The 23,407-nt window shown below is 40.3% G+C and carries 23 protein-coding genes; 11 read left to right on the plus strand and 12 right to left on the minus strand.

Annotated elements, in window-relative coordinates:
• Positions 1–24 precede the first annotated feature (24 nt).
• Positions 25–1,515, plus strand: coding sequence for a MocR-like pyridoxine biosynthesis transcription factor PdxR (pdxR, locus tag MKL36_RS16200; protein ID WP_086374090.1), 1,491 nt, complete (start codon positions 25–27; stop codon positions 1,513–1,515).
• A 7-nt stretch (positions 1,516–1,522) separates the two neighbouring features.
• Here the strand turns inward: pdxR and MKL36_RS16205 are convergent, their stop codons facing one another.
• Positions 1,523–2,212 carry an LrgB family protein gene (locus tag MKL36_RS16205; protein ID WP_001028714.1) on the minus strand — a complete coding sequence of 230 codons (690 nt, stop codon included), beginning with the start codon at positions 2,210–2,212 and terminating at the stop codon, positions 1,523–1,525.
• A 13-nt stretch (positions 2,213–2,225) separates the two neighbouring features.
• On the minus strand, positions 2,226–2,657 hold the full coding sequence (locus MKL36_RS16210) for a CidA/LrgA family protein (RefSeq protein WP_017816217.1): 432 nt from the start codon (positions 2,655–2,657) through the stop codon (positions 2,226–2,228).
• A gap of 110 nt (positions 2,658–2,767) precedes the next feature.
• Between MKL36_RS16210 and MKL36_RS16215 the strand changes: the two genes are divergently transcribed.
• The 3 genes from MKL36_RS16215 to yghU all read left to right on the plus strand — a co-directional run bounded on the left by MKL36_RS16215 (position 2,768) and on the right by yghU (position 5,313).
• Positions 2,768–3,673, plus strand: coding sequence for a LysR family transcriptional regulator (locus MKL36_RS16215; protein WP_000949917.1), 906 nt, complete (start codon positions 2,768–2,770; stop codon positions 3,671–3,673).
• A gap of 119 nt (positions 3,674–3,792) precedes the next feature.
• Positions 3,793–4,419 (plus strand): glutathione transferase, encoded by a 627-nt coding sequence (yfcF, locus tag MKL36_RS16220; protein ID WP_021510703.1) that lies wholly within the window; start codon positions 3,793–3,795, stop codon positions 4,417–4,419.
• Positions 4,420–4,452: 33 nt separating this feature from the next.
• A complete protein-coding gene (gene yghU, locus MKL36_RS16225; protein WP_021510702.1) occupies positions 4,453–5,313 on the plus strand; it encodes a glutathione-dependent disulfide-bond oxidoreductase in 861 nt (286 codons plus the stop codon).
• A 37-nt stretch (positions 5,314–5,350) separates the two neighbouring features.
• Here yghU and MKL36_RS16230 read toward each other — a convergent pair whose 3' ends face one another.
• Positions 5,351–6,271, minus strand: a complete 921-nt coding sequence (locus MKL36_RS16230; protein ID WP_000357065.1) for a LysR family transcriptional regulator — start codon at positions 6,269–6,271, stop codon at positions 5,351–5,353.
• Between the two features lie 125 nt (positions 6,272–6,396).
• Here MKL36_RS16230 and MKL36_RS16235 point away from each other — a divergent pair, with 125 nt between their 5' ends.
• From MKL36_RS16235 to MKL36_RS16255, 5 genes are all read left to right on the plus strand, one after another.
• Positions 6,397–7,134 (plus strand): SDR family oxidoreductase, encoded by a 738-nt coding sequence (locus MKL36_RS16235; protein ID WP_021510701.1) that lies wholly within the window; start codon positions 6,397–6,399, stop codon positions 7,132–7,134.
• A gap of 237 nt (positions 7,135–7,371) precedes the next feature.
• Positions 7,372–7,881 carry a rhodanese-like domain-containing protein gene (locus MKL36_RS16240; RefSeq protein WP_021510700.1) on the plus strand — a complete coding sequence of 170 codons (510 nt, stop codon included), beginning with the start codon at positions 7,372–7,374 and terminating at the stop codon, positions 7,879–7,881.
• Between the two features lie 18 nt (positions 7,882–7,899).
• Positions 7,900–8,841 (plus strand): serine O-acetyltransferase EpsC, encoded by a 942-nt coding sequence (gene epsC, locus MKL36_RS16245; protein ID WP_086263283.1) that lies wholly within the window; start codon positions 7,900–7,902, stop codon positions 8,839–8,841.
• A 240-nt stretch (positions 8,842–9,081) separates the two neighbouring features.
• Positions 9,082–10,014 carry a family 2A encapsulin nanocompartment shell protein gene (locus MKL36_RS16250; RefSeq protein ID WP_001107594.1) on the plus strand — a complete coding sequence of 311 codons (933 nt, stop codon included), beginning with the start codon at positions 9,082–9,084 and terminating at the stop codon, positions 10,012–10,014.
• A complete protein-coding gene (locus tag MKL36_RS16255; protein ID WP_021510698.1) occupies positions 9,989–11,953 on the plus strand; it encodes a family 2A encapsulin nanocompartment cargo protein cysteine desulfurase in 1,965 nt (654 codons plus the stop codon). The genes MKL36_RS16250 and MKL36_RS16255 overlap by 26 nt, the downstream gene beginning before the upstream one ends.
• A 630-nt stretch (positions 11,954–12,583) precedes the next feature.
• Here the strand turns inward: MKL36_RS16255 and MKL36_RS16260 are convergent.
• Positions 12,584–13,222, minus strand: coding sequence for a LysE family translocator (locus tag MKL36_RS16260; RefSeq protein WP_021510697.1), 639 nt, complete (start codon positions 13,220–13,222; stop codon positions 12,584–12,586).
• A 91-nt stretch (positions 13,223–13,313) separates the two neighbouring features.
• On the opposite strand from MKL36_RS16260, the gene MKL36_RS16265 reads away from it, so the two are divergent.
• On the plus strand, positions 13,314–14,243 hold the full coding sequence (locus MKL36_RS16265) for a LysR family transcriptional regulator (RefSeq protein WP_021510696.1): 930 nt from the start codon (positions 13,314–13,316) through the stop codon (positions 14,241–14,243).
• 48 nt (positions 14,244–14,291) lie between these two features.
• On the opposite strand, the gene MKL36_RS16270 is transcribed toward MKL36_RS16265, so the two are convergent.
• The 5 genes from MKL36_RS16270 to MKL36_RS16290 form a co-directional block, all read right to left on the minus strand.
• On the minus strand, positions 14,292–15,158 hold the full coding sequence (locus tag MKL36_RS16270) for a cysteine ABC transporter substrate-binding protein (protein ID WP_000209980.1): 867 nt from the start codon (positions 15,156–15,158) through the stop codon (positions 14,292–14,294).
• An 82-nt stretch (positions 15,159–15,240) separates the two neighbouring features.
• Positions 15,241–16,101, minus strand: coding sequence for a transporter substrate-binding domain-containing protein (locus MKL36_RS16275; protein ID WP_021510695.1), 861 nt, complete (start codon positions 16,099–16,101; stop codon positions 15,241–15,243).
• Positions 16,102–16,131: 30 nt separating this feature from the next.
• Positions 16,132–16,863, minus strand: a complete 732-nt coding sequence (locus MKL36_RS16280; protein WP_001130356.1) for an amino acid ABC transporter ATP-binding protein — start codon at positions 16,861–16,863, stop codon at positions 16,132–16,134.
• A 2-nt stretch (positions 16,864–16,865) separates the two neighbouring features.
• Positions 16,866–17,531: an amino acid ABC transporter permease gene (locus MKL36_RS16285; RefSeq protein ID WP_000418066.1), complete on the minus strand. Its 666-nt coding sequence runs from the start codon at positions 17,529–17,531 to the stop codon at positions 16,866–16,868.
• A complete protein-coding gene (locus tag MKL36_RS16290; RefSeq protein ID WP_002054848.1) occupies positions 17,521–18,180 on the minus strand; it encodes an amino acid ABC transporter permease in 660 nt (219 codons plus the stop codon). The genes MKL36_RS16285 and MKL36_RS16290 overlap by 11 nt, the downstream gene beginning before the upstream one ends.
• A 64-nt stretch (positions 18,181–18,244) precedes the next feature.
• Between MKL36_RS16290 and MKL36_RS16295 the strand changes: the two genes are divergently transcribed.
• The gene (locus MKL36_RS16295) at positions 18,245–18,358 is read left to right on the plus strand and encodes a hypothetical protein (protein WP_002054858.1); all 114 of its coding nucleotides are present in this window, start codon (positions 18,245–18,247) and stop codon (positions 18,356–18,358) included.
• A gap of 108 nt (positions 18,359–18,466) precedes the next feature.
• Here the strand turns inward: MKL36_RS16295 and MKL36_RS16300 are convergent, their stop codons facing one another.
• From MKL36_RS16300 to MKL36_RS16310, 3 genes are all read right to left on the minus strand, one after another.
• Positions 18,467–18,751: a GNAT family N-acetyltransferase gene (locus tag MKL36_RS16300; RefSeq protein WP_001025680.1), complete on the minus strand. Its 285-nt coding sequence runs from the start codon at positions 18,749–18,751 to the stop codon at positions 18,467–18,469.
• A gap of 143 nt (positions 18,752–18,894) precedes the next feature.
• Complete coding sequence (locus MKL36_RS16305) at positions 18,895–19,854, minus strand: response regulator transcription factor (RefSeq protein WP_021510341.1); 960 nt, start codon at positions 19,852–19,854, stop codon at positions 18,895–18,897.
• Positions 19,851–23,315, minus strand: coding sequence for a hybrid sensor histidine kinase/response regulator (locus tag MKL36_RS16310; RefSeq protein WP_021510340.1), 3,465 nt, complete (start codon positions 23,313–23,315; stop codon positions 19,851–19,853). The genes MKL36_RS16305 and MKL36_RS16310 overlap by 4 nt, the downstream gene beginning before the upstream one ends.
• Positions 23,316–23,407 lie beyond the last annotated feature (92 nt).

The raw sequence follows: 23,407 nt of genomic DNA on the forward strand, positions 1-23,407 counted from the left end.
TATTTTTTTAAGTAGACCAGAATTATGGCAAGAATGGCAAAAGTTGTGGAACTTCCGTCTATTGCAAAGATTGACAAAAGCCAAGGAAAGATTAGTGCTCAACTGACTCAAGCTTTACGTGAAGCTGTACAAAGTGGTGATTTACAACCCGGTGATCCGTTGCCTTCTTCTCGTGAACTGGCTCAAACACTTGGGGTCGCTCGCGGAACGATTATCGAAGCTTATGATCAGCTTTTAGCTGAAGGTGTGTTTGACTCTCAACCACGAACTGGCACTTATGTGTCTCATGCTTTGGTTAAAACATCTGTAATACAACACTCATCAAAAGAAAATAAACCTAACTCGATCTCTTTGACCAAATCGGCACGTTCTTATGCCAAAGTGCTTGATGAATTTAAGCCACTTCCCCATGTTCCTTTTGCAGTATCTGTCCCCGTCGGTCGTACTCAACCAAGTGATATCTGGCGTAAATTTGGTAATAAATATAGATCACGGGGAGCAGGTGTTCCTTCAGGATATGGTGAACCTCAAGGTGTATTATCACTAAGAATTGCTATAGCAGACTATATACGACGGTCACGTTCTGTCCACTGCGAACCTGAACAAATTGTGATTACGCCCGGCATTCAACAATCACTTTATATTTGCAGCCAAATTTTATTTGAAGCAAAAGATGAAGTCTGGATAGAAGATCCGGCTTATCGCGGTACAACAGCCATTTTTGAACATGCTGTACAAAACATTCGGATGGTGCGTGTTCCTGTCGATGAAGAAGGTATTCAAGTTGAAACCGGAATTAAGCTTTCTAAACATGCACGTGCTGCTTTTGTGACACCGTCTCACCAATATCCACTTGGTATGCCAATGAGTCTAGCAAGACGTACAGCTTTATTAGCTTGGGCAAAACAGCAAAAAGCATGGATCATTGAAGATGACTACGACAGTGAACTTCGCTATAACGGGCAGCCCTTCCCATCTTTACAAGGCATGGCACCTGACCAAGTCATTTATCTTGGCACTTTCAGCAAAGTCTTATTTCCATCGCTTAGGCTTGGCTATGCAGTGTTGCCTAAAGAACTGGTAGCTCCTTTTTGTGGGCTTAGAGTCTTAATTGATCGACACCCGCCTGCTGCCGACCAACACGTTTTGGCTGCTTTTATTCAAGAGGGTTATTTAGAACGGCATATTCGACGTACTCGAAATGTCTATGCAGAAGTTCGAGAATACATTATTGGCTTGATTGAAAAATACATACCTCAAGAACTTGCTTGGTTACAACCGGGCGATCAAGGCATGCATATGGTGTTATGGCTTGCTCAACATATTAATGATATTGACGTTGCAAGCTCGGCAGTCGATGCAGGTATTGCCATCAAAGCAATTTCACCGACATTTTCAAAAGAGCGGCGACGTTCGGGTTTAATTGTCGGCTTAGGCGATTTTGAACCCGAACTAATGCAACAAGCTATCAAAAAATTATCAAAGATTATTCAACAGCACGCCAAGTCAATGTAGGTAAACCTTACAACAGCAACCATAGATGAATCGCAAATGGTCCAATGAGTACCATTAAAATACCAGCAATAACCATGGTTAAACTGGCAATCACCCCTTCTTCACTATTGCGCTGCTGTGCTCTAACTGTACCAAAACCATGCGCTGCGTTACCCAAGGCGGCACCATTTGCCACATTAGAACGGATTTTAGTAATTGCCAAAATTGCATCGCCACAAATCATACCGACCAAACCGGTAATAACAGTAAATAGGGAAACCAATGCCGCCGAACCATGAATATCTTCAGCTAAAATCATGGCAAAAGGTGTTGAAATAGAACGTGCCATCAAACTGTTGGTGACTTCAGGGCTAAAGTGGAACCACTGCGCCATTTTATAGGCAGTCATCACGCCTACACTCATGCCCACAATAATCGCAATCGTAAGAACTCCGAGGTTTTTACGAATCGTTTCCCGATAACGATAAATCGGTATAGCGAAAGCTACCGTTGCAGGACCTAATAAATTAACAATCCACTGGGTATCTTCTGAATAAGTTTGGTATGAAATTCCAAAAATCGTCATCAAAATGATGGTAAGTACAGGCACACTAATTGCGGGTGATAACCAAAGTTTTGGATGTTTTTGATAGATTCGCTTTGCCACAACATAAGCGACCAAAGTCCAGATGAGACAAAGAATTGACCAGATATTCATGTCATTATGCTCTTTAGATATGCTTATGTTGAAGACGTTTTCTAGCCTGTAAGTAAGCCTTCAAACGATTGTAATAATGAATAGTCAGTGAAGTGCTTAACATGACTAAAATGGTTCCAACCGCAATGCTTAAGACGATTTGCCATCCTTCGGTCATAAACAGGTTTTTATACTGGACAACGGCAACGACTACAGGCACAAAAAACAGTAATAGCTCACCTAAAACCACAGTTGCTCCCATTGCCACCTGATCCATTTTGATAATTTTAAAGAACAGGCATAAAAGCAATAAAAACATACCTAAAATACCTGCCGAGACAGGCACACCCAGTTTTTGGTGTAAGAGATATCCGATCCACCAAAATCCAGCCAAAATGAGAATTTGTTTAACTAACGCGAACAGTGATGGTTGTGAGGGTGTTCCAGAAGCAGATTCAGTACTCATTTTTCGAAATTAAATGGTTAACTACACTATTATGCTAGCTTGGTTAAACCTGCTAAATATGAATTATTCATGTTAATATTATTCCAAAATGGAATAATCTATTCTTTATTATGCTTTCTCTAAAATCATTACAGTGCTTTGTTACTCTGGTTAAAACTAAAAGTTTTACCCGTACTGCTGAAGAGTTATATCTGACTCAGCCCACCATTAGTAAAATATTACAACAACTCGAAGAGCAGCTTCAGGTACAGCTTTTGGTTAAACCCGATCATGGACGAAAAAGACAAATTGAGTTAACCGAAATTGGAGAGCGTATTTATCAACATGCGGTCGAACTTCTTCAGGCAGAGCAAAACATCTTTCTTGAGATAGAAAACTATCAACAATTAAAAACAGGTACTTTAAAACTTGGCGTTCCACCTTTAGGTTCACAGCTCCTAACAACAGCACTGTTTGACTTTCATCGTCAATGGCCAGATATTGAATTAGCTTTTATGGAAGTGGGTTCACGCGGTATTGAACAGGCTTTACTCAATAATGAGCTAGACGTTGGTGTTTTATTGCAGCCTTTTGATGAACAAACTTTTAATAGCATCGAATTATGTAACTACCCTTTAATGGTACTTTTACGTCGTGATGCAACTTGGGCAACCCGCAAAAAAATAAATCTAGAAGAGCTACAACACCAATCATTTTTAATGTTTCCTGAAAATTTCTCTTTAAACAGTATTATTCTCGATGCTTGTAAGCAGCATGGTTTTTACCCAACCATTGCTTGCCGTACCAGCCAATGGCACCTCTTGGCAGACATGGTTTTACAACGTATGGGAATTGCGCTTCTCCCTCAATATTATACCGACATGCTTGACCCGACTTTATTTGCAGCAGTGCCACTCGAAAAACCAAATATTCAGTGGCACTTAGTCATGGCTTGGAAAAAGAATCTTCCTGTTTCACCAGCAGTACAAGCTTGGCTTAGCATTGTTCGTCAACATTTTCAGCACATTAAACCCTAACGTTGACCACCGAAATAGCTTAGTTCAAAAACCGATAAAGCTTTTCCACAAAAAAGCTACCCAATCTTGGCTTAGCTCACTTAGACTAGACCCATCTGTTTATCACACGGACAATAACAATGAATAACGAGCATTTTAAGCTGTATACAGATTCACAATTTCTAAGTCCCTATGCATTTACAGTTTTTGTAGGACTACACGAAAAACAAATTCCATTTGAAATAGCAACCATCGACTTAGGTCAGCAAGGCCAGTTTGAAACATCTTTTGTAGAAAAGTCATTAACAGCTAAAGTGCCTGTACTTGAGCATAACGATTTTGCCTTATCAGAATCTTCTGCCATTTTGGAATATTTAGAAGAACTTTATCCAGACACAGCTATTTTTCCAAAAGATATTCAAGCACGGGCAAGAGCACGACAAATTCAGGCATGGCTCAGATCGGACTTAGTGGCACTAAGAACTGAGCGTCCAACCGATGTTATTTTTATTCAGCCCAAGTCCACTCCACTTTCCGAACAAGGCCAAAGAGCAGCAGAAAAACTTTTCTTTGTTGCAGAAAAACTTCTTGCTTCTGATGCCGAATTTCTTTTTGGTTCATGGAGCATTGTGGATGCTGAACTTGCATTAATGTTGCAACGTCTTATTCAAAATGGTGATGCTGTACCAGAGCGCCTAAAAAATTATGCATTACAGCAATGGCAACGTCCGACCGTACAAAAATGGCTTGCCTTGCGACATAAATAAATCCTTATATTTACACCAAACATGAGATAAAAAATGAGTAATTCAAACTATATTCCTCCACAAGTTTGGCAATGGACTGGAGAAAAAACCGATTTAAACCAACCTACCTCAGGTGCGCGTTACGAGCATACACTTCCAGTAGGAAAACATCCGCTCCAACTCTACTCTTTAGCAACGCCTAATGGTCAAAAAGTTACTATTTTGCTTGAAGAGCTTTTAGCGTTAGGACATAAAGATGCTGAATATGATGCTTGGCTGATTAAAATCGGAGAAGGACAGCAATTTGGCAGTGGCTTTGTAGAAATTAATCCCAACTCTAAAATTCCAGCATTGGTTGACCATAGCCAAAACCCGCCATTAAGAGTATTTGAATCTGGCTCAATTTTGCTTTACTTGGCTGAAAAGTTTAAAGCGTTTATTCCGAATGATATTGCTGCACGTACTGAATGCCTCAATTGGTTATTCTGGCAAATGGGCAGTGCACCTTACTTAGGTGGTGGTTTTGGACATTTTTATGCTTATGCCCCTGTTAAAATTGAATATGCGATTAACCGCTTTGCAATGGAAACAAAACGCTTACTTGATGTATTAGATCAGCATCTGGCAAAAAACGAATATTTGGCTGGTTCTGAATATAGCATTGCTGATATTGCAGCGTTCCCTTGGTATGGCGGTCTTGTTAAAAACTGGGTGTATAACGGCGCGGAGTTTTTAGGTGTCGATCAATATAAAAATGTTCAACGTTGGGCAGATGCGATTTTAGCGCGCCCTGCGGTACAACGTGGCCGTATGGTAAATCGTACCTTTGGTGATTTAGCTACCCAGTTGCATGAACGCCATGATGCGAGTGATTTTGAGACCAAGACTCAAGATAAATTACAGAATCAGTCTTAAAAATATCATTCAGTTTTTGACTTACCCGCAAGATATTTCATTTTTGCGGGTATTCAAAGTTGGCAAAATAACTCGTATATAACTCACTCAGCCAAGCGACAAAAACTCGTACGCGTGGCGAGAGCTGCCGATGCTGCGGATATAATGCAGAAACTGACATCTTCGGGATTTCCCACTCAGATAAAACCTGAACCAGACGCCCATTTTTTAATTCATTTGCCACATGGTAGTGCGGTACTTGAATTAAGCCAGCCCCTTGTAAGGCAGATAATACATAGTTTTCAGCATCATTTACCGCGATCCAGCTTTTCAAAAAATAATCTTGTTTTTTGCCATTCACCATCAATTCAAATGGATAATTCCGCCCGCCTGATGTCGAAAAGAAATTGACACAATAATGTGATAACAAATCTTCTGGTTGCTCTGGCGTTCCATGTTTATTTAAATAGTCAGGACTTGCACAAATGACTTGTGGCATATCGACCAAATGTCTGGCAATTAAAGTGGAATCATCTAAACGCCCCGCCCTCACCACGCAGTCTATGCCTTCCCTGATCAGATCAACCAAGCGATCACCTGTACTGATTACCAGTTCAATGTCGGGATACAACTCGTGAAATTGGTCGATATTGGGTAAAACAATTTTAGTTGCATGTGCGCCTGATAAATCGACACGTAATAAACCACGGGGCTGAGCAATTACATTGCGTAAAGATGATTCGGCATCATCAAGTTCCGATAATATTTGTGTGCAGCGCTCATAAAATGCTTGTCCATCTAGTGATGGTCTTACATGCCGAGTCGTCCGCTCTAACAAACGACACTGTAAATTATTCTCTAACTCCTTAATGGCATTACTTGCTGTAGCGCGTGGGATATTTAGCTGATCGGCTGCCTGACTAAAACTACCCAGCTCTACGATGCGGGTAAAAAGTTGCAAGGTATCAAATTTGTCCATGGTGCTCGCTTTTAACCCTACCTATTATTAATTTATATGGAATTATCTTATCCAATTCTGATGATTTATCCCATATTTATATATTATTAAAATAAGCCATACTTACTCAAACAGGCGATCTAAAAATGAATATTTCAAGAAAAACAGCTCTGGTTACTGGCGCATCACGTGGTATTGGCCGTGCTATTGCAGAACGCTTAGCTCAAGATAGGTTTTATGTGATTATTAATTATGCTAGCAATAAAGCGCATGCCCAAGCCACTGTAGAACATATTATTGAGCAAGGTGGTCAAGCCTCAGCTATTCAAGCGGACGTTGCAAATGAACATGAGGTGAGCCGTTTATTTCAAGAAGCTAAAGCGATTAACGGTCAGTTAGATGTGGTAGTTCATAGTGCCGGTATTATGCCTATGGCAAAAATTACACCTGAAAGCCTGCCAGATTTCGATAAAGTGATTCATACCAATTTACGTGGCGCGTTTTTAATATTGGCGCATGCGGCCGAAACAGTACCAGATGGCGGTCGGATTATTGCGCTTTCAACCAGTGTAATTGCCAAATCTTTTCCGGCATATGGTCCTTATATTGCTTCAAAAGCAGGTGTCGAAGGTTTGGTACATGTGTTAGCAAATGAGTTACGTGGACGCAATATCACTGTAAACGCCGTTGCACCCGGCCCGACAGGCACTGACCTTTTTTACAATGGAAAAACTGACGAGCAAGTAGCGGCTATTGCAAAACTTGCTCCATTGGAACGAATCGGGACACCTGACGAAATTGCTGGCGTAGTAGCCATGCTGGCTGGTCCAGATGGGCGCTGGGTAAACTCTCAAGTCATTCGTGTAAATGGTGGATTTGCTTAATTTTAAAAACCGTGCGGATTATTTTAATCTGTACGGTTTTTACTAAATAATAAAATTTCTTAAATCTATTTTATTTTAATAACTTTATAAAATTAACTAATACTAATTTATATAAAATATTCACCGCTCTTATTTATCAAAATAATATATATAAATAGATATTCCTTATTTTTGCTTATATTTAAAACCGCGTAAATTGAACCTTAACAATCTGAATCAAAGATAAGGATATATTCAATGAACGCTAAATTAAATACTGAAACTCCACAAAGTTTTATCTCAAATGGTTCAAATACATCCTTTTCGGCCGAAGATATTCTTGCTAAAGCACAGCAATATGCACAAGAACACGAACTAAATTTTAGTGGCAGTTTATCACCTGTTGACGCATGGCAACTCGTACAACAAGGAGAAGCTGTTTTAGTTGATGTGCGTACCAATGAAGAACGCAAATTTGTGGGTTATGTCCCTGAAAGTATCCATATTGCATGGGCAACAGGCACGTCATTTAATCGTAATCCACGCTTTTTAAAAGAACTTGAATCAAAAGTTGGTAAAGACAAAACCATTCTTTTGTTATGCCGTAGTGGCAACCGTTCAGCACAAGCTGCCGAAGCCGCATTTAATGCAGGTTTTGAACACATTTATAACGTTCTTGAAGGCTTTGAAGGTGATCTAAATGAACAGCAACAGCGTAATCAGAAAAATGGCTGGCGCATCCACCAACTTCCTTGGCAACAAGACTAATACTTCAATCAATTTTCAGTGAATCAAGGAAAGCTTGTGACTCAATGGAACATTAATGCGGTTGTACAAGGTTTACAACAAGCAAGGCATGACTGGCGTCAGCAACAGCACAGAACAAAAGAATTTGGAGGCCGTGAACTTCCATCTAAAGAAGCTTTAAAGGCCATTTTAGATGACCTGTGCGGGATTTTATTTCCAATGCGTTTAGGCCCTGCCGACTTACGCCAAGAAACTGAAGATTCTTATATTGCCTATACCTTAAATCGGGTGCTAACAGCTTTACATGCTCAAGTACAACTGGCTTTGAATTATGAAGCGAAACGACATTTGAGTCATTCAAGCCCAGTGCAGCAGCCACAAGAACTTGCTCAAACTATTGTGCAGGATTTTGCCAACACTTTGCCCTCTATACGGCGCCTTTTAGACGGCGATGTGCGGGCGGCTTATGAAGGTGATCCAGCAGCACATAGTGTAGACGAAGTATTACTCTGCTATCCGGGCATATTTGCGATTATTTATCACAGAATTGCCCATCAGCTCTATGCTCAAGTGCCTTTATTGTCACGCATTATTTCGGAATTGGCCCACTCTGCTACGGGTATTGATATTCATCCGGGTGCGCAAATCGGCAAAGGATTTTTCATTGATCACGGTACGGGTGTGGTGATTGGTGAAACTAGTGTCATTGGGGAACGCGTTCGTATTTATCAGGCCGTGACCCTTGGAGCAAAACGCTTTGAAACCAATGATGATGGTGCTTTGAAAAAAGATTATATACGCCATCCGATTGTTGAAGATGATGTCGTGATTTATGCAGGTGCCACTATTTTAGGCCGTATTACCATTGGCCGAGGGTCAATTATTGGGGGGAATGTTTGGCTAACCCATAGTGTTGCTGCAGGTAGCCAGATTTTACAGTCACCGAATGAGTCTTATCAAAAAAATCATATTGCTGGTTAAAAACTATAGATGTGAAATAAATAGATAAGGAGATAAATAAACAAAGAACGTGCAGATTAATAAAATGCTTATTTCTAGTTTAAATATATTTTTATTTAGAAAATAGATAACTCATTAATAAGCTCAGTATTTAAAAAATTTATAACGCGATTTTAATTTTAAAACCAGAACTAATTCTAGTTTATATGCATCCTAGAATTTTTATTTTCAAAAAGCCAATGTAATAAGGAAAAATGATTCATGGCGAAAAATACAGACAAAGCCCAACTTGCACTTGGGGACCATGCGGCCCGTCAACTGGCCAATGCAACTAAAACAGCTCCCCAGCTTTCTACAATTACTCCCCGCTGGCTGACTCACTTACTTCAATGGATTCCTGTTGAAGCAGGTATTTATCGCCTAAACCGTGTCAATAATACCGATGATATTCAGGTGGCTTGCACACAACGTGATGAAGCAACTTTACCTCAAACTTTTGTTGATTATGACCCAGAGCCACGCGAATACTTTTTAAATGGTGTATCTACTGTTTTAGATGTGCATACACGTGTTGCCGACCTTTACAGCAGCCCACACGACCAAATTAAAGAACAGCTTCGCTTAACCATTGAAACCATTAAAGAACGTCAAGAAAGCGAGCTTATCAATAACCCTGAATACGGTTTACTAGCAAGTGTGACAGATGACCAACGTATTTCGACTTTAAATGGCCCACCCACTCCTGATGATCTTGATGATTTGCTACGTAAAGTCTGGAAAGAACCGGGATTTTTCCTAGCACACCCTGATGCGATTGCAGCATTTGGCCGTGAATGTACACGCCGTGGTGTACCGCCTCCAACAGTTAGTCTGTTTGGTTCGCAGTTCATTACATGGCGCGGAATTCCACTTATTCCATCAAATAAAATTCCTGTAGAAGATGGCAAAACTAAAATCTTGCTGCTTCGTGTTGGTGAAAAGCGTCAAGGGATTGTTGGTTTGTTCCAACCGGGTCTTGCGGGTGAACAGTCACCGGGGCTTTCAGTACGCTTTATGGGCATTAACCGTAACGCAATTGCGTCATATCTGATCTCGTTATACTGCTCACTTGCAGTATTAACAGACGATGCTTTAGCAGTGTTAGATGATGTGGAGGTGGACAAATATCATGACTACCCAGTTAACTACAAGTAATCTACAAGGTAGTTCAACGGGGCCTGAAGTGACTGGTGCTAACCCACCAGCCAACTTCCCCGATGAGTCCACCATTGCTCGACTTGCTAATGAGTTTTTTTCAGCAGTGCCAAGCTCAAGCAGTTCGACTTCTCCATCGGGCCTTAACTTGGACTTACCTGTCGGAGCGCCACCACACCCACCACAACCAGGTGAACCATTTTCTGCACTCAGTGGTCGTGCGCCCAATATCGCCTTTCAGAAAAGTCTCAATCCGGAATATCCTGAACATATTCCAAATTTGCCAGACTACCCTGAACGCCGAATTGTAGCGTCTGCGCCTGTGGTTGGTGGAGCTAATTTGCCACGCCCACCATTTGAACCACATTTACCACAAGCTGCTCATAGTGAACCCAACGTGCCACGCATTGAACCCAGCTTACCCACTGGTGCAGGTGAATCACCTTATTATTTTTTAAATGATTTTTCTGCCCCCAATGCAGCAGAACCATCTGTTAAAGGTGTTGAAGATAATTATTCGGTTGCACAGTCATTTCAATTACCACATGGTGATCAGCTCAAATCTTTATTGATTGAAGACCGATTTGCAGCTGATGCACCTACACAAACATCTGCAAGTTCTTCTTCATTTTATTTTTTAGACTTGCCTCAAAGTGGACAAAGTTATAGCCATTATCAACCATCACAACCAACCTTTGTGGCAAGCAGTGCGCAACCACTCGATGTGCATGCCATCCGTCGCGATTTTCCAATTTTGCAAGAACGCGTCAATGGTCGACCTTTAGTCTGGTTGGATAATGCTGCCACCACACAAAAACCGCAGCGAGTGATTGACAGAATTGCTTATTTTTATCAGCATGAAAACTCAAATATTCACCGTGCTGCCCATGAGTTAGCGGCTCGTGCAACTGATGCCTATGAACATGCAAGAAATGTAGTTGCCCGATTTATTGGTGCCCCCTCTTCTAAAGAAATTATCTTTGTTCGAGGAACAACCGAAGGCATTAACCTGATTGCAAAAACATGGGGTGAGCAAAATATTGGTGAAGGTGATGAAATTATTGTTTCTCACTTAGAACACCATGCCAATATTGTGCCTTGGTATCAACTCACTAAAAAAACTGGAGCGAAATTACGAGTCATTCCTGTGGATGACACGGGCCAGATTATTTTAGAAGAGTTACCAAAACTGATTAATGAACGTACTAAACTGCTGTCGATTACTCAAGTTTCGAATGCTTTAGGCACAGTCACACCTGTTGCTGAAGTCATTAAAATTGCCCATGCTAAAGGTGTTCGTGTTTTAGTTGATGGTGCTCAATCTGTTTCGCACATCCCTACTGATGTACAAGCTCTCGATGCAGACTTTTTTGTGTTTTCTGGACATAAAGTGTTTGGGCCGACGGGTATTGGTGCGGTCTATGCAAAACCAGAGTTGCTAGAAAGCATGCCTGTTTGGGAAGGCGGCGGTAACATGATTCAGGATGTGACCTTCGAACAAGTAGTTTACCAACCTGCACCAAACAAGTTTGAAGCCGGAACTGGCAACATTGCCGATGCTGTTGGTTTAGGTGCTGCACTTGAATATGTCGAAAGTCTAGGCATTCATAACATTGCTCGCTATGAACATGATCTACTCGAATATGGTCAAAATGCGCTGAGTAGTGTGTCTGGTTTACGTCTGATCGGAACGGCACATCATAAAGCCAGTGTTATGTCCTTTACTTTACAAGGCTATTCAACCGAACAAGTCGGTAAAGCTTTAAATCAACATGGCATTGCCGTACGTTCTGGACACCACTGTGCACAGCCAATTTTACGTCGTTTTGGTGTAGAACAAACCGTGCGTCCGTCTTTGGCTTTTTATAATACGACTGAAGAAATTGATTTATTGGTGTCAGTGTTACATCAACTGACGCGTAATAGGCGTAGCAATTAAATCTATTTGTAGAAAAGACTGCTTTTGAGCGGTCTTTTTTTATAATTAATTTGCCATCATTAAAATTCAATTTTTCAATGAGGAAACTATTAAAACTCAAATAGTCCTAGCACCACATTTACTCGAGCAAAAGTCGTCTGCAACCTGCGTAGCATCAAAAAGATTCTGTTTCTGTGAAACACTAGTTAAATGAAATAAGTCGACAGGTTTTGCAGATGACAATGCTTTTGCTTACTTTGAGCGAAACCAAAGTAAGTCCAGCCGAAGGCGACTGAAGAAATTAAAACTTTAAGCGATAATACTCTGTCGTGCTATGCAATAGTTCGCAGATGACTTTAGGTTGAGCTAAAAATTATTAGTGGTTATCACGGCGAAGTCTTACCGTTTTATCTCCAAAGAAAGTAGCTAATTCCATTACTTTTTTAAAAAAGTAACCAAAAACTTTCTCATCCACAGAACCTGTTCTCTGTTTTCATTTTTCAAAAAATATTGCAAATACATTATCTTTATAAATTATGGGCAGGCTGTGGATGAAATTTAGCACTAGCAAACGCAAGTATGGACTCCGTTGTGCTAGTCTAAAAACTTGCAGATGAATTTAACCTGAGGAAATATCAATAGATATCCAACTTAATTAAACAATCCCCAAATCAATCTCAATGCAATTCCAATCAACAACAATCCCATCACCCTCTCAAAATAAACCCCAAACTCCAAAAATCTTTTACGTACGATAGGCTGTGCAAACAGTACACTCACCACCATAAACCAAATAGCATTGACCATACACATCCACACTCCATAAAAAACCTGAACTTTCATTGGTGTGGTCGTACTTACAATCGTAGTGAAAATTGCCAGAAAAAAGATGGTGGCTTTGGGGTTTAACGCATTGGTAAGAAAACCCATCGTAAAAGCTTTAAATAAACTTGGCGTGTCACTACCTGCTTGGCCATTAATTTCAATATTAGTATTCGGCTGGCTACGTAAACACTGCCATCCTAAATACACTAAGTAAGCTGATCCCGCTGTTCTGATCAGTGACATAAGCCATTCACTTTGCTGAATCAAAAAGCCAATACCAACGAGTGTATAAAACACATGTACTGAAATCCCGATACCAATACCAATGGCAGTCAGACATCCAATTAAATAGCCATAACGTACACTTTGCCTTACCGTAATCACAAAATCTGGTCCCGGTAAAATCACCGCCATAAAGTGAATAAGAGCTAGCGTTAAAAACTCATGTCCATACAAGTGCCACATAACAATTTAGTTTCCTGAAAATCACTTAAAAGATTGTATTGCGATTTTTTAGACGCGATAATCCAATCAAAATCCAAATAACTTTTGCCTCATGAGCACAAATCAAAGTCTGGTTCTGTTAAATGAAATGGCGACTTTCGTTAAGGTTGTCGAGTCGGAAAGCTTTTCTGAAACTGCACGCCAGCTTGGTACAACACCTTCTGCTGTGAGCCGCGCGATTGCTCGATTAGAACGTGCTTTAGGCACCCGCTTACTCTATCGAACTACGCGGAAACTTCGCTTAAGTGAAAGCGGACAACAGGTCTATCAACGTTGCTTAGATATGGTGAATGCTGCACAAGCAGTCATGGAAAGTTCGGGCCAATTTCATGTCGAACCCGAAGGTATTATTCGTATGAGTGTTCCGAAAGCTGTGGGACATTTTATGATTCATCCGCATTTACCCGAATTTTTAGGACGTTATCCAAAAATTGATATTCAAATGCTTTTAGAAGATCGCTATGTAGATCTCATTGATGATGGCGTCGATTTAGCGCTTCGAATTACAGAGCAACCACCGGGTGGCCTTATGGGTCGAAAGCTGATTGATATTGATCACTTGGTTTGTGCCACACCTGAGTATTTGTCCAAGCATGGCACACCGAACCATCCTCATGATTTAAAGCAGCATGAATGCATTTACTTGGGTGAACAAGCCAGTGACTCAAAGTGGAAATTTCAACAAGGAAATAAATCGATAAGTGTTGCCGTGCGTGGTCGTTATGCTGCAAATCATACGGGTGTGCGTTTGAGTGCTGCATTACAGCATTTAGGTATTGCGAGCTTGCCGTACTTCGTTGCACGCCATGCTCTACAACAAGGCACCTTAGTTCAGGTTTTACCAGACTGGGATTTTAAAACCTATTACAGTGGTGGGCTGTGGTTACTTTACCCACCGACACGGCATGTCCCACCTAAATTGAGTGTATTGATTCAATATTTGGCAGATAAATTAGCAGCAGAGCCGACTTTAAAAATCTAGTCGACTCCTAGCTCGAGCAAATCCTATCTAGAGTCCTCTTTGTTAGAATTACTCAACCAATAGATCTTTTGGATTAATCGTATCGCCATAAACTGGTTTTAACGTTTTTTCATAAGCCTGATGAATCACACCTTCTTTTGCCAGTTTCTCTAAGTCTTGGTTCAACCAGTCCAGTAACTCTTTATCGCCTTTTTTCACTGCTGGTGCAATTAAGTCCTGCTCACCTAAATTAGTAATGCCAACAGTGTAATTTGGATTTTCTTTGGCCCAAGCTAAAACCAGCAAGTTATCATGTGCAAGCGCAGCACCACGACCATCTTTTAAAGCATCAAAAGTTTCAGTGTTTTGCTCATACTTTTGTAGTTTAATCTCAGGATGAGTCTTGGTGAAGAATGAATCAGCCGTTGTACCTTTGTTTACCAGCAAGGTTTTATCTTTAAGTTGAGCCACATCGGTAATTGGATGGCTTTTAGGAGAAACCACACCGAGCGCCACTTTTAGGTAAGGCTTAGCAAAATCGACCACCTCTTTACGTTCTGGGGTAACAGTAAAGTTTGCAAAAATAATATCTACTTTATTGGCTTTTAAATATTCGACACGGTTAGCTGCTTCAGTTAAAACGAACTCAACTTTGTTTTCATCACCGAGTAGATCTTTAGCGACATGCTTGGCAATCTCTACATCAAAGCCTTGGTTTTTACCTTGAGCATCTAAATATCCAAACGGCGGTTTATCACTAAATACGCCAATTCGTACCACACCATTCTTTTTGATCTGTTCAATACTTGACGTAGTTTGTGTGGTATCGGCCGATTTTTCAGTAGACTGAGTTCCTTTATCACATGCAACCAAACCCAAACTCAGTAAAGATGCAGCCAAAATATGCTTCACGTTTTGAAATGTTAATGTTGTCATTATTTCACCCTATCGTTCTTGTAAAAGTCTTATTTAGAATCACAGCGCCTACTTTTAGGCACTGCTCTAGCGATATCGAAAATTATTGGCCTACGTCTAAAAACACATTCGGATTAACCGAGTCACCGTAAATTGGTTTCAAGGTTTCATCATAAATTTTCTTAATTTCACCGCTTGTTCTGAGCTGCTTGATTTCAGTATTGAGCCAATTCAATAATTGGGTATTGCCCTTTTTAACCGCTGGTGCAATAAACTCTTGATCACCAATAGACTGAATACCTGCAACATAACTTGGGTTTTTCGCGGCCCATGCCAAAGCATAGGTACTATCTTGGGAAATCGCGTCACCACGACCATCAGTTAAGGCTTTAAAGGCATCCGAGTTTCTTTCAAACTTGAGTAAATTCACTTTCGGATAATGCTTGGTAAAGTAAGTATCCGAACTTGTGCCTTTATTTACGATTAAGGTTTTACCTTCTAATTGAGCAATGTTAGTAATCGGCTTGGCTTTAGGCGAGACAATCCCAAAAGCCCCTTTTAAATAAGGCTCGGCAAAATCGACAACCTCTTTTCGTTCAGGGGTTACTGTAAATGTCGCGAACACCACATCGGCACGATTTGATTTTAAAAACTCCACCCGATTTGAAGCTTCAGTCACAATAAACTCAACTTTCTTTTCATCACCAAGCAAATCTTTAGTCACCCGTTTTGCTAGAGCCACATCAAAGCCCTGATTATTCCCCGCACTATCTACATAACCAAACGGCGGATCATCGGCAAAAACAGCAACGCGTAGAACCCCATTTTTTTTGACTTGTTCTAAAGAATGGTCTTCTTGAGCATTACTTGCCTGTTCAGTTGATGGTGTTTTACTACATGCAGTTAATAACACCCCAGCAACGGCAAGACTGCTTAATATTTTTATTGAATTACGTTTAAACATTCACTTCCTCATGATTCAAATAATAAAAATTTAGTACGACAAAATATTTAAGAAAGCTTTCGCTCGTTCTGTTTTCGGCTGTTCAAAAAATTCTTCTGGTGAAGCCTGTTCAATAATCTTGCCCTTATCCATAAAAATAATGCGGTCGGCAACCTTGCGTGCAAAAGACATCTCATGTGTCACAATCAACATGGTCATTCCTTCGTTCGCTAACTTAAGTACTACATCGAGCACTTCCCTAACCATTTCCGGATCAAGCGCAGCGGTAATTTCATCAAGTAAAATCACTTGAGGTTGCATGACCAGTGAACGAACAATGGCAATACGCTGTTTTTGTCCACCAGAAAGTTGTCGTGGATAATCGAGTTTTCGCTCAAAAAGCCCGACTCGCTTTAACAACTCATCTGCTACTTGTTCTGCTTCATCGCGGTGACGTTTTTGTACTTTAAGTGGCCCGAGCAAAATATTGTCGATGACGTTCATATGCCCAAATAGCTCATAGTTCTGAAAAACCATGCCAATTTTTTGACGAGCATTAGTCCAGTCCACGTCTTTACCAAGCACACCTGAGCCTTTTAAACGGATTTCACCACCCTGAATCGGTTCTAAGCCATTAATACAGCGCAATAATGTACTTTTCCCACAGCCCGATGGACCTAAAATAACAACCACCTCTCCTTGTTCTACATCCAGATCAATGCCCTGTAAAATATGACTTTGTGCAAATGATTTCTGTAATTGTTGTATCGATAACAAAGGCATAATTACTCCCAGACCTTTTCCAAATGTGCCGCCAAACGAGATAAGGGATAGCAAATCAGAAAATACAAAATAAAAATAAAGCCATAAATCCAAAGAGAAGCGCTTGGCACGGTCAACAGCGAATTTTCAATAATTTGCTGGCCAACTTTAATGACTTCAACCACACCAATCAGGACTGCTAAAGAGCTGGTTTTCACCATTCGGGTAAATAAGTTAATCGCGCCTGGTGTTACTCGTTTTAGACTTTGCGGAAAAATGACGTAGATCAAAGCTTGAACGTGGGTAAGTCCGAGCGCATAGGCCGAATCGCGTTGATGCTGATCAATCGAAGTAATGGCTGCACGAACCAAATCGCCCATTTCTGCCGTACCCCATAAAACAAATACAACAACGCACACCCACATTGCTGAAAACTGCCAGTTAAACCATGTCGCAAAGCCGAAATAAAACACAAACAGCAAAACTAAAATTGGAATGATTCGAATGGCTTCTAGATACAGGCGGCACAGCGCTTTAACGACTATGTTTTTAGAAGTCATAATGACGCCGAAAACTGTGCCAAAAATTGCAGAAAAAAACACCGAAATAAAAGCAATTTTTGCCGTTGCCCAAAGTCCCCACATTAAACGTTCGAGGTGACTCGCTTGAAATAGATAATCAAGTTCCATGGCTCACCTTCCGACTTTTGTGCTCCAGATAACTGGTTAAAATAGACACGGGCAATAAAATAATCAGATAAGCCATGATGAGTAAAAACAAAGCTTCCGTAGTTTTATAGTCCATGCCAATTAAGTCTTTGGTGACAAAAAGCAGCTCAACGACAGCAATGGCACTGACCACAGAACTTTCTTTAATTAGAAATAGGCAATTTGCCCCTATTGCCGGAATTGAAATGGCAAGCGCTTGAGGGAAAATGACATATCTAAAAATTTGAGTCGGTTGTAGACCAATACTTTTTGCGGAGTCAATCTGCCCTTTAGCCACAGATTGCAAACCTGCTCGGAAAGCTTCAGCCATATAGCTTCCGCCTAAAAAGGTCAGTCCGATCACACCACAAGCAAAACCATCAATTTTGATACCGAGTTTTGGCAAACCGTAATACAAAAAGAACAGTTGAATTAATAAAGGGGTATTTCGAGATAACTCAATATAGAACTGGGCAATTCTATTTAGCACCCGCACGCGATATGTGATTAAAATGCTGCAAATTAGCCCTACAATAATCGCCAGAATAATGCTGATAATTGAGATTTTCAGCGTGGTCAAAGTTGCAGAGAAAAATTGCGGCAACACACTATGGATATACTGCCAGTTCAAGGAAAATTCCAACAAATAATATTAAAACGTTATAAATATTTAGCTTTCGTCAGCCATTAAATATTTGTGTAACAAGTTTATTTTTTTCCCAATTGGTCTAAAACTATTTTTATTAGATAAGCTTTTCTATAAGTTTGATAAATTCGATTTGGCAATCGAAAAGCTTCAAATCAGTTGAATAAAACCGCTCAAAACATGTTCACTAAAGCAAAGATGAGTAATAAAACCAATAAAAAAAATCGGACACCAACGCCCGATTTTTATTATATGATTTTTAATCTATTGCTTATTTTCTAAGTACATCACCAATACTTGGGTCTTTATCAAAAACCGATTTAGCATATGGGCAAAGCGGAATTACTTTTACGTCTTTTTCACGAACAAAAGCTACCAAAGCATCAAGTAATTGGCGACCTACACCTTGTCCACGATAATTTTCGTTTACATCTGTGGCATCAATAATTAGCATGCTTTCGCCTGCCCATGTATAAGTCATTTCACCTGCAACGGTTTCACCATCAAGTAAGCTAAAGCTGCCGTGTTTTGTATCATCTTTTTGTTGAATATTCACAATGAATTCCTCATATTACAAATCGTATTTATTTAAAAATGACTTTGTATAATCTTTATCTATAAGAACAAATTTAACTGTAAAAAAATAGCCTATTTTTAGCAGTGAGTCTGTATGCTTTTTAAATACAATCTTCATTTAAATTAGTGAAACTCTTGCACCAAGCTATTAATATGCGCCACCGCAGCAGTTCGGTTTTCAACGCAAAGTTTTTCAAAAACATGCTCTAAATGTTTATTCACTGTCCGTGGACTCAGCTCCAAAATTTCAGCAATGTCTTTATTGGTTTTTCCTAACAACAACCAGTGCATGACTTCTGCCTCACGTTGAGTCAACTGCGGGCAATATTTTAAAATATCAGCCATTTCCAAAGCTGGCGTAGAAGTCTTGATTTGTATCAGATAATTTTTTGCCACACTTGGCTCACTTTCCCACGGTGTAAGCAATAAAAGCTGTAATTGTTGAGATGGTGTCGAATAAGAACAGCTGGTTAATTTTTTGGAGTCTTTTTCATGCTCTAAGTCTGAAAACCAAGCTTTTAAACCTGCTTCAAAGCCTTCTAATTCAGGTAAATATTGATTTAGTAGATCACTAGCCTTTTGGGTTTTCCACACAATTTTACCGTGAACATCTAGCGCAAGAATGGCTGTTTCCGTCGCATCAATCACCTGTTTTTGTTGCTGCAATAGTTTGGCATGTGCCAAATGTGTTTTTACCCTTGCTAATACTTCTTCAATATTCAGTGGCTTAGTTACATAGTCCACCCCACCGACCTGAAAACCACGCACAATATGCTCTGTCTCAGATAAACCTGTCATAAAAATAACGGGAATAAACTGCGTAATTGGACTCGCTTTAAGCTGTATGCAACTTTCAAAACCGTCCATATGCGGCATATTGCCATCAAGCAAAATCATATCCGGTAAGCATCGGTGTGCAATTTCAATTGCACTTAACCCATCGGTTGTGACAAGCACGCGATAACCTGCCTGATCCAGACTTTCATGTAACAAGCCCAAATTTTCCGGCACGTCATCCACAATCAGAATAATAGCCTGCTCGTTTGGCGAAGCTTGCTGAAAAGAAACATGTTGCGTACTCATTGCTTATCCTGAATCAATCGTTGCGCGTGTTTTAAATCAAACTTTCGAATAGCCTGTTCCAGCTGTTCCCATAACTCATCATTCTCCGGAAAATTTTGCCGGCATTGCATTAAAGTCTGTTGAATTCCTCGAATATAACCCTGCCCAATTAAATCATTTAACTGTTGCAAGCTTTGCGGTAAATCAAGCAGATCATTATTTTCCGGTTGTTGGATTGAGGTATGAACAGCAACTTGCTCTTGCTTAAACACCTTTACATCCAGTGTTTGAACTTCATTATTTTCAAGGTTTGCATCTGATTTAGAATCAATCCAAACTAAGCCCAACTTATCTCCAATTTTACTCAGCAACAAATTGAGATCGATTGGTTTTAACATAAAGTCTTCACTTAAGACCGCATCTTGTGGATTGACTTCGCGCTCTCCTGCATTCGCTGAAATAATTAAGATCGGCACATTGGTAATATTATTCTGACGCAATAATCGTGCTGTTTCCCACCCGCCCATCAAAGGCATATTTAAATCCATCAAAATCAGGTTCGGCTGAAAAATAGGTACACGTCTTAAACAGTCAATGCCCGACTCGGCTTCTTCAATAATAAATCCTAAAGGTTTTAGAAAATTAGCGACTAAACCTCGATCCACCGCTTCATTATCGACAACCAAAATTCGTTTTCGCTCGCCTTGATAGCCTGTAATTTGGTTGGAGTAAACATTAGAAATAGGATGAACTACTTCTTTTGAAGGTAAGTAAAACTTAATCTTAAATTGTGAACCCTGATTGAGCTGACTGGTCACAGATAGCTGGCCACCGAGTAAATCGACCAATAATTTTACAATGGGTAGTCCGAGTCCTGTTCCAGTAAATCCGCCTTGAACAACATTGCTGCCCCGTTCAAACGGGTTAAAGATACGCTCTAAATCAGCCTCAGCAATACCACAGCCCGTATCTCTAATTTCAAAATAAGCCGTCTGAAAACGGTACTCGACCTTTAAAGTAATAGTGCCGCTCGTTGTAAACTTTAAAGCATTGCCCAGCAAATTGATGAGCACTTGTTCTAAGCGTTTTTTGTCGGTACGGACATAGTGTGGTAAGTTCTCTCCAATTTCATAAACAAACTGTAAATTCTTCTGTTCAAACTGTGGTTGAAACATTTGAATAATTTGTTCAATAAAATTGGGGAAATGCACATCCACTACATTTAAAGAAATCTTGCCTGTTTCAATGCGTGCTAAATCTAGTAAACCGTCAATCAGTGAAGTCAAATGCTGCCCACTACGGCTAATCACCCCGAGCGCCACTTTGCCTTGTTCAGAGAGTTGTTCTTGTTTTTGAAGTAATTGGCTATAGCCCAAAATACTATTTAGAGGTGTCCGTAGTTCGTGGCTAATGCCAATGACATAACGGCTTTTTGCATCATTGGCCCGTTCTGCTGCTATTCTGGCGTCTTGTAAGTCTTTTGAAGTGACTTCATGGGCAGCAATTTCATCAATCAATAATGCTGTTTGCTGATGCGTTTCGATTTCGGCATTACGTCGGCTTTCATCGTTTAGTACTAACCACCATGATGCAACACTCATCAATAAAAATAAAATGGTGTAAATTTTTACAAACAGCGTGAATAACTGCGGAACGGCTGCGGCATTAATGGTTTCTAAATAGGTTTTTTCTTGGATATAAACCAGACTTAAACTCACTGCCAGAACAATAGACAGCCCTAAAGTCAGTAATAAATACAAACTGACCCTGCTATTTAAACGACTAGCCCAACGTTCTGGTAAATAGTGCCAAATGGCTTTTTTGAGCTGAACTGACCAACGTGCATCGGGTTTACATAAATCGTGACAGCGGGCTTCAAGTGAACAGCATAATGAGCAAATCGTACCGTTATAGGCTGGACAGCCCGCCATATCAGCGAGTTCATAGTCCCGTTCACACACCACACAGTTTGCAACCGAAGTCGCCTGAATTTTTTCAGGTTGGCGTGCAATGTAATATTTGCCTTTCGTTAGGTAAGCAATAACAGGAACACATAACACCGCACTCCCCAAAGCAATAAAACTCGCCAATCCTTTTGCCATCAATCCGAAAAAGCCCAAATAGCTCAGCATCGATAACACTGAAGCGATGAGTAAGGCACCCACACCAACGGGGTTAATGTCATATAAGTAAGCACGGCGAAATTCAATTCCCTTTGGGCTTAAACCTAAAGGTTTACAGATAATTAAATCGGCAACAACGGCACCAATCCATGCCAAAGCAATATTGCTATATAGCCCCAAAATGCGCTCAACTGCATGGCTAATGCCCATTTCCATCAAAACAATAGCAATAAAAACGTTAAAAAGAAGCCAGACAATTCGCCCCGGATGGCTATGAGTTAAGCGAGCAAAAAAGTTTGACCATGCCAGTGAACCAGCGTAGGCATTGGTCATATTAATTTTAATTTGCGCCAAGCAAACTAGTGCTAGAGTCAATATTAACGCTAGCTGAGGATTTGGAATAAACTGCTGATAAGCAACCCAATACAGATAAGTCGGATTGTCTAGTTCAGAGACAGGAATAAACAGCTGAAAAGCCAACACCATCAGCAGCATCCCCATCAAAACTTTTAAAAATCCAAAAATTATCCAAGATGGACCACCTAAAAAAACGGCAAAACGCCATGCAGTTCTGTTCTTTTCTTTTTGCGGTAAGAAACGTAAATAGTCAGCTTGCTCACCAATTTGGATCACAAATGAAAAAATAAGAGTGCACGCCGCACCAAAGTAATACAGGTTAAAATCGGTTGAGTTTGAAACCGCCCCAACAAAATGCAAGCTACTCCTTAAAATTTGTGGCTGTTTCCAAAGTACAAAAAACCACGGTAATAATAGTAATAAGAGCCAGATTGGTTGTGTGATCGCCTGAACTTTATTAATAAAACCAATGCCTTTGACCACTAAAGGCAAAATCACTAAGGCAGAAATTAAGTAACCAATAACTTGCGGAATGCCTAAGGCAAGCTCAAGTGCCATTGCCATAATTGCAGCTTCAAACGCAAGCAAAATAAAGGTAAAGCTGGCATAAATCAGAGACGTAATGGTCGAGCCAATATAGCCAAAACCTGCACCACGAGTAAGCAAATCGACGTCTACATTATATTTTGCGGCGTAATAACTAATCGGCCAACTGGTCAAAAATATGATGGTACATACAACAATTGCTGCCCATACTGCATTGCTAAAGCCATACTGCCAAAGCATGGTCGCCCCAATGGCTTCCATCGCCAAAAAGCTGACTGTCGAGATTGCGGTATTGGTTACCGTCCAAGGCGACCATTTTCTTACTGAGGTGGGTGCGTAGCGAAGCGCATAATCTTCGATACTTTCATCTGCCACCCAAATATTATATTCACGGCGTGTTTTGATCACACGTTGTGGCGCTTGTTGGGGGCGTGAAGAATCCGGCATAACACTCATGTTTGGCATGTGGCTGCATTAAACCCAGCAATCCTTATGCCAAAAGTCATTTATCATGGCGATTTTTTCTAATACGCACATATACGCAAAAT

It is taken from the genome of Acinetobacter sp. AOR12_HL (genome assembly GCF_027855275.1).
Lineage (GTDB): Bacteria > Pseudomonadota > Gammaproteobacteria > Pseudomonadales > Moraxellaceae > Acinetobacter > Acinetobacter baumannii.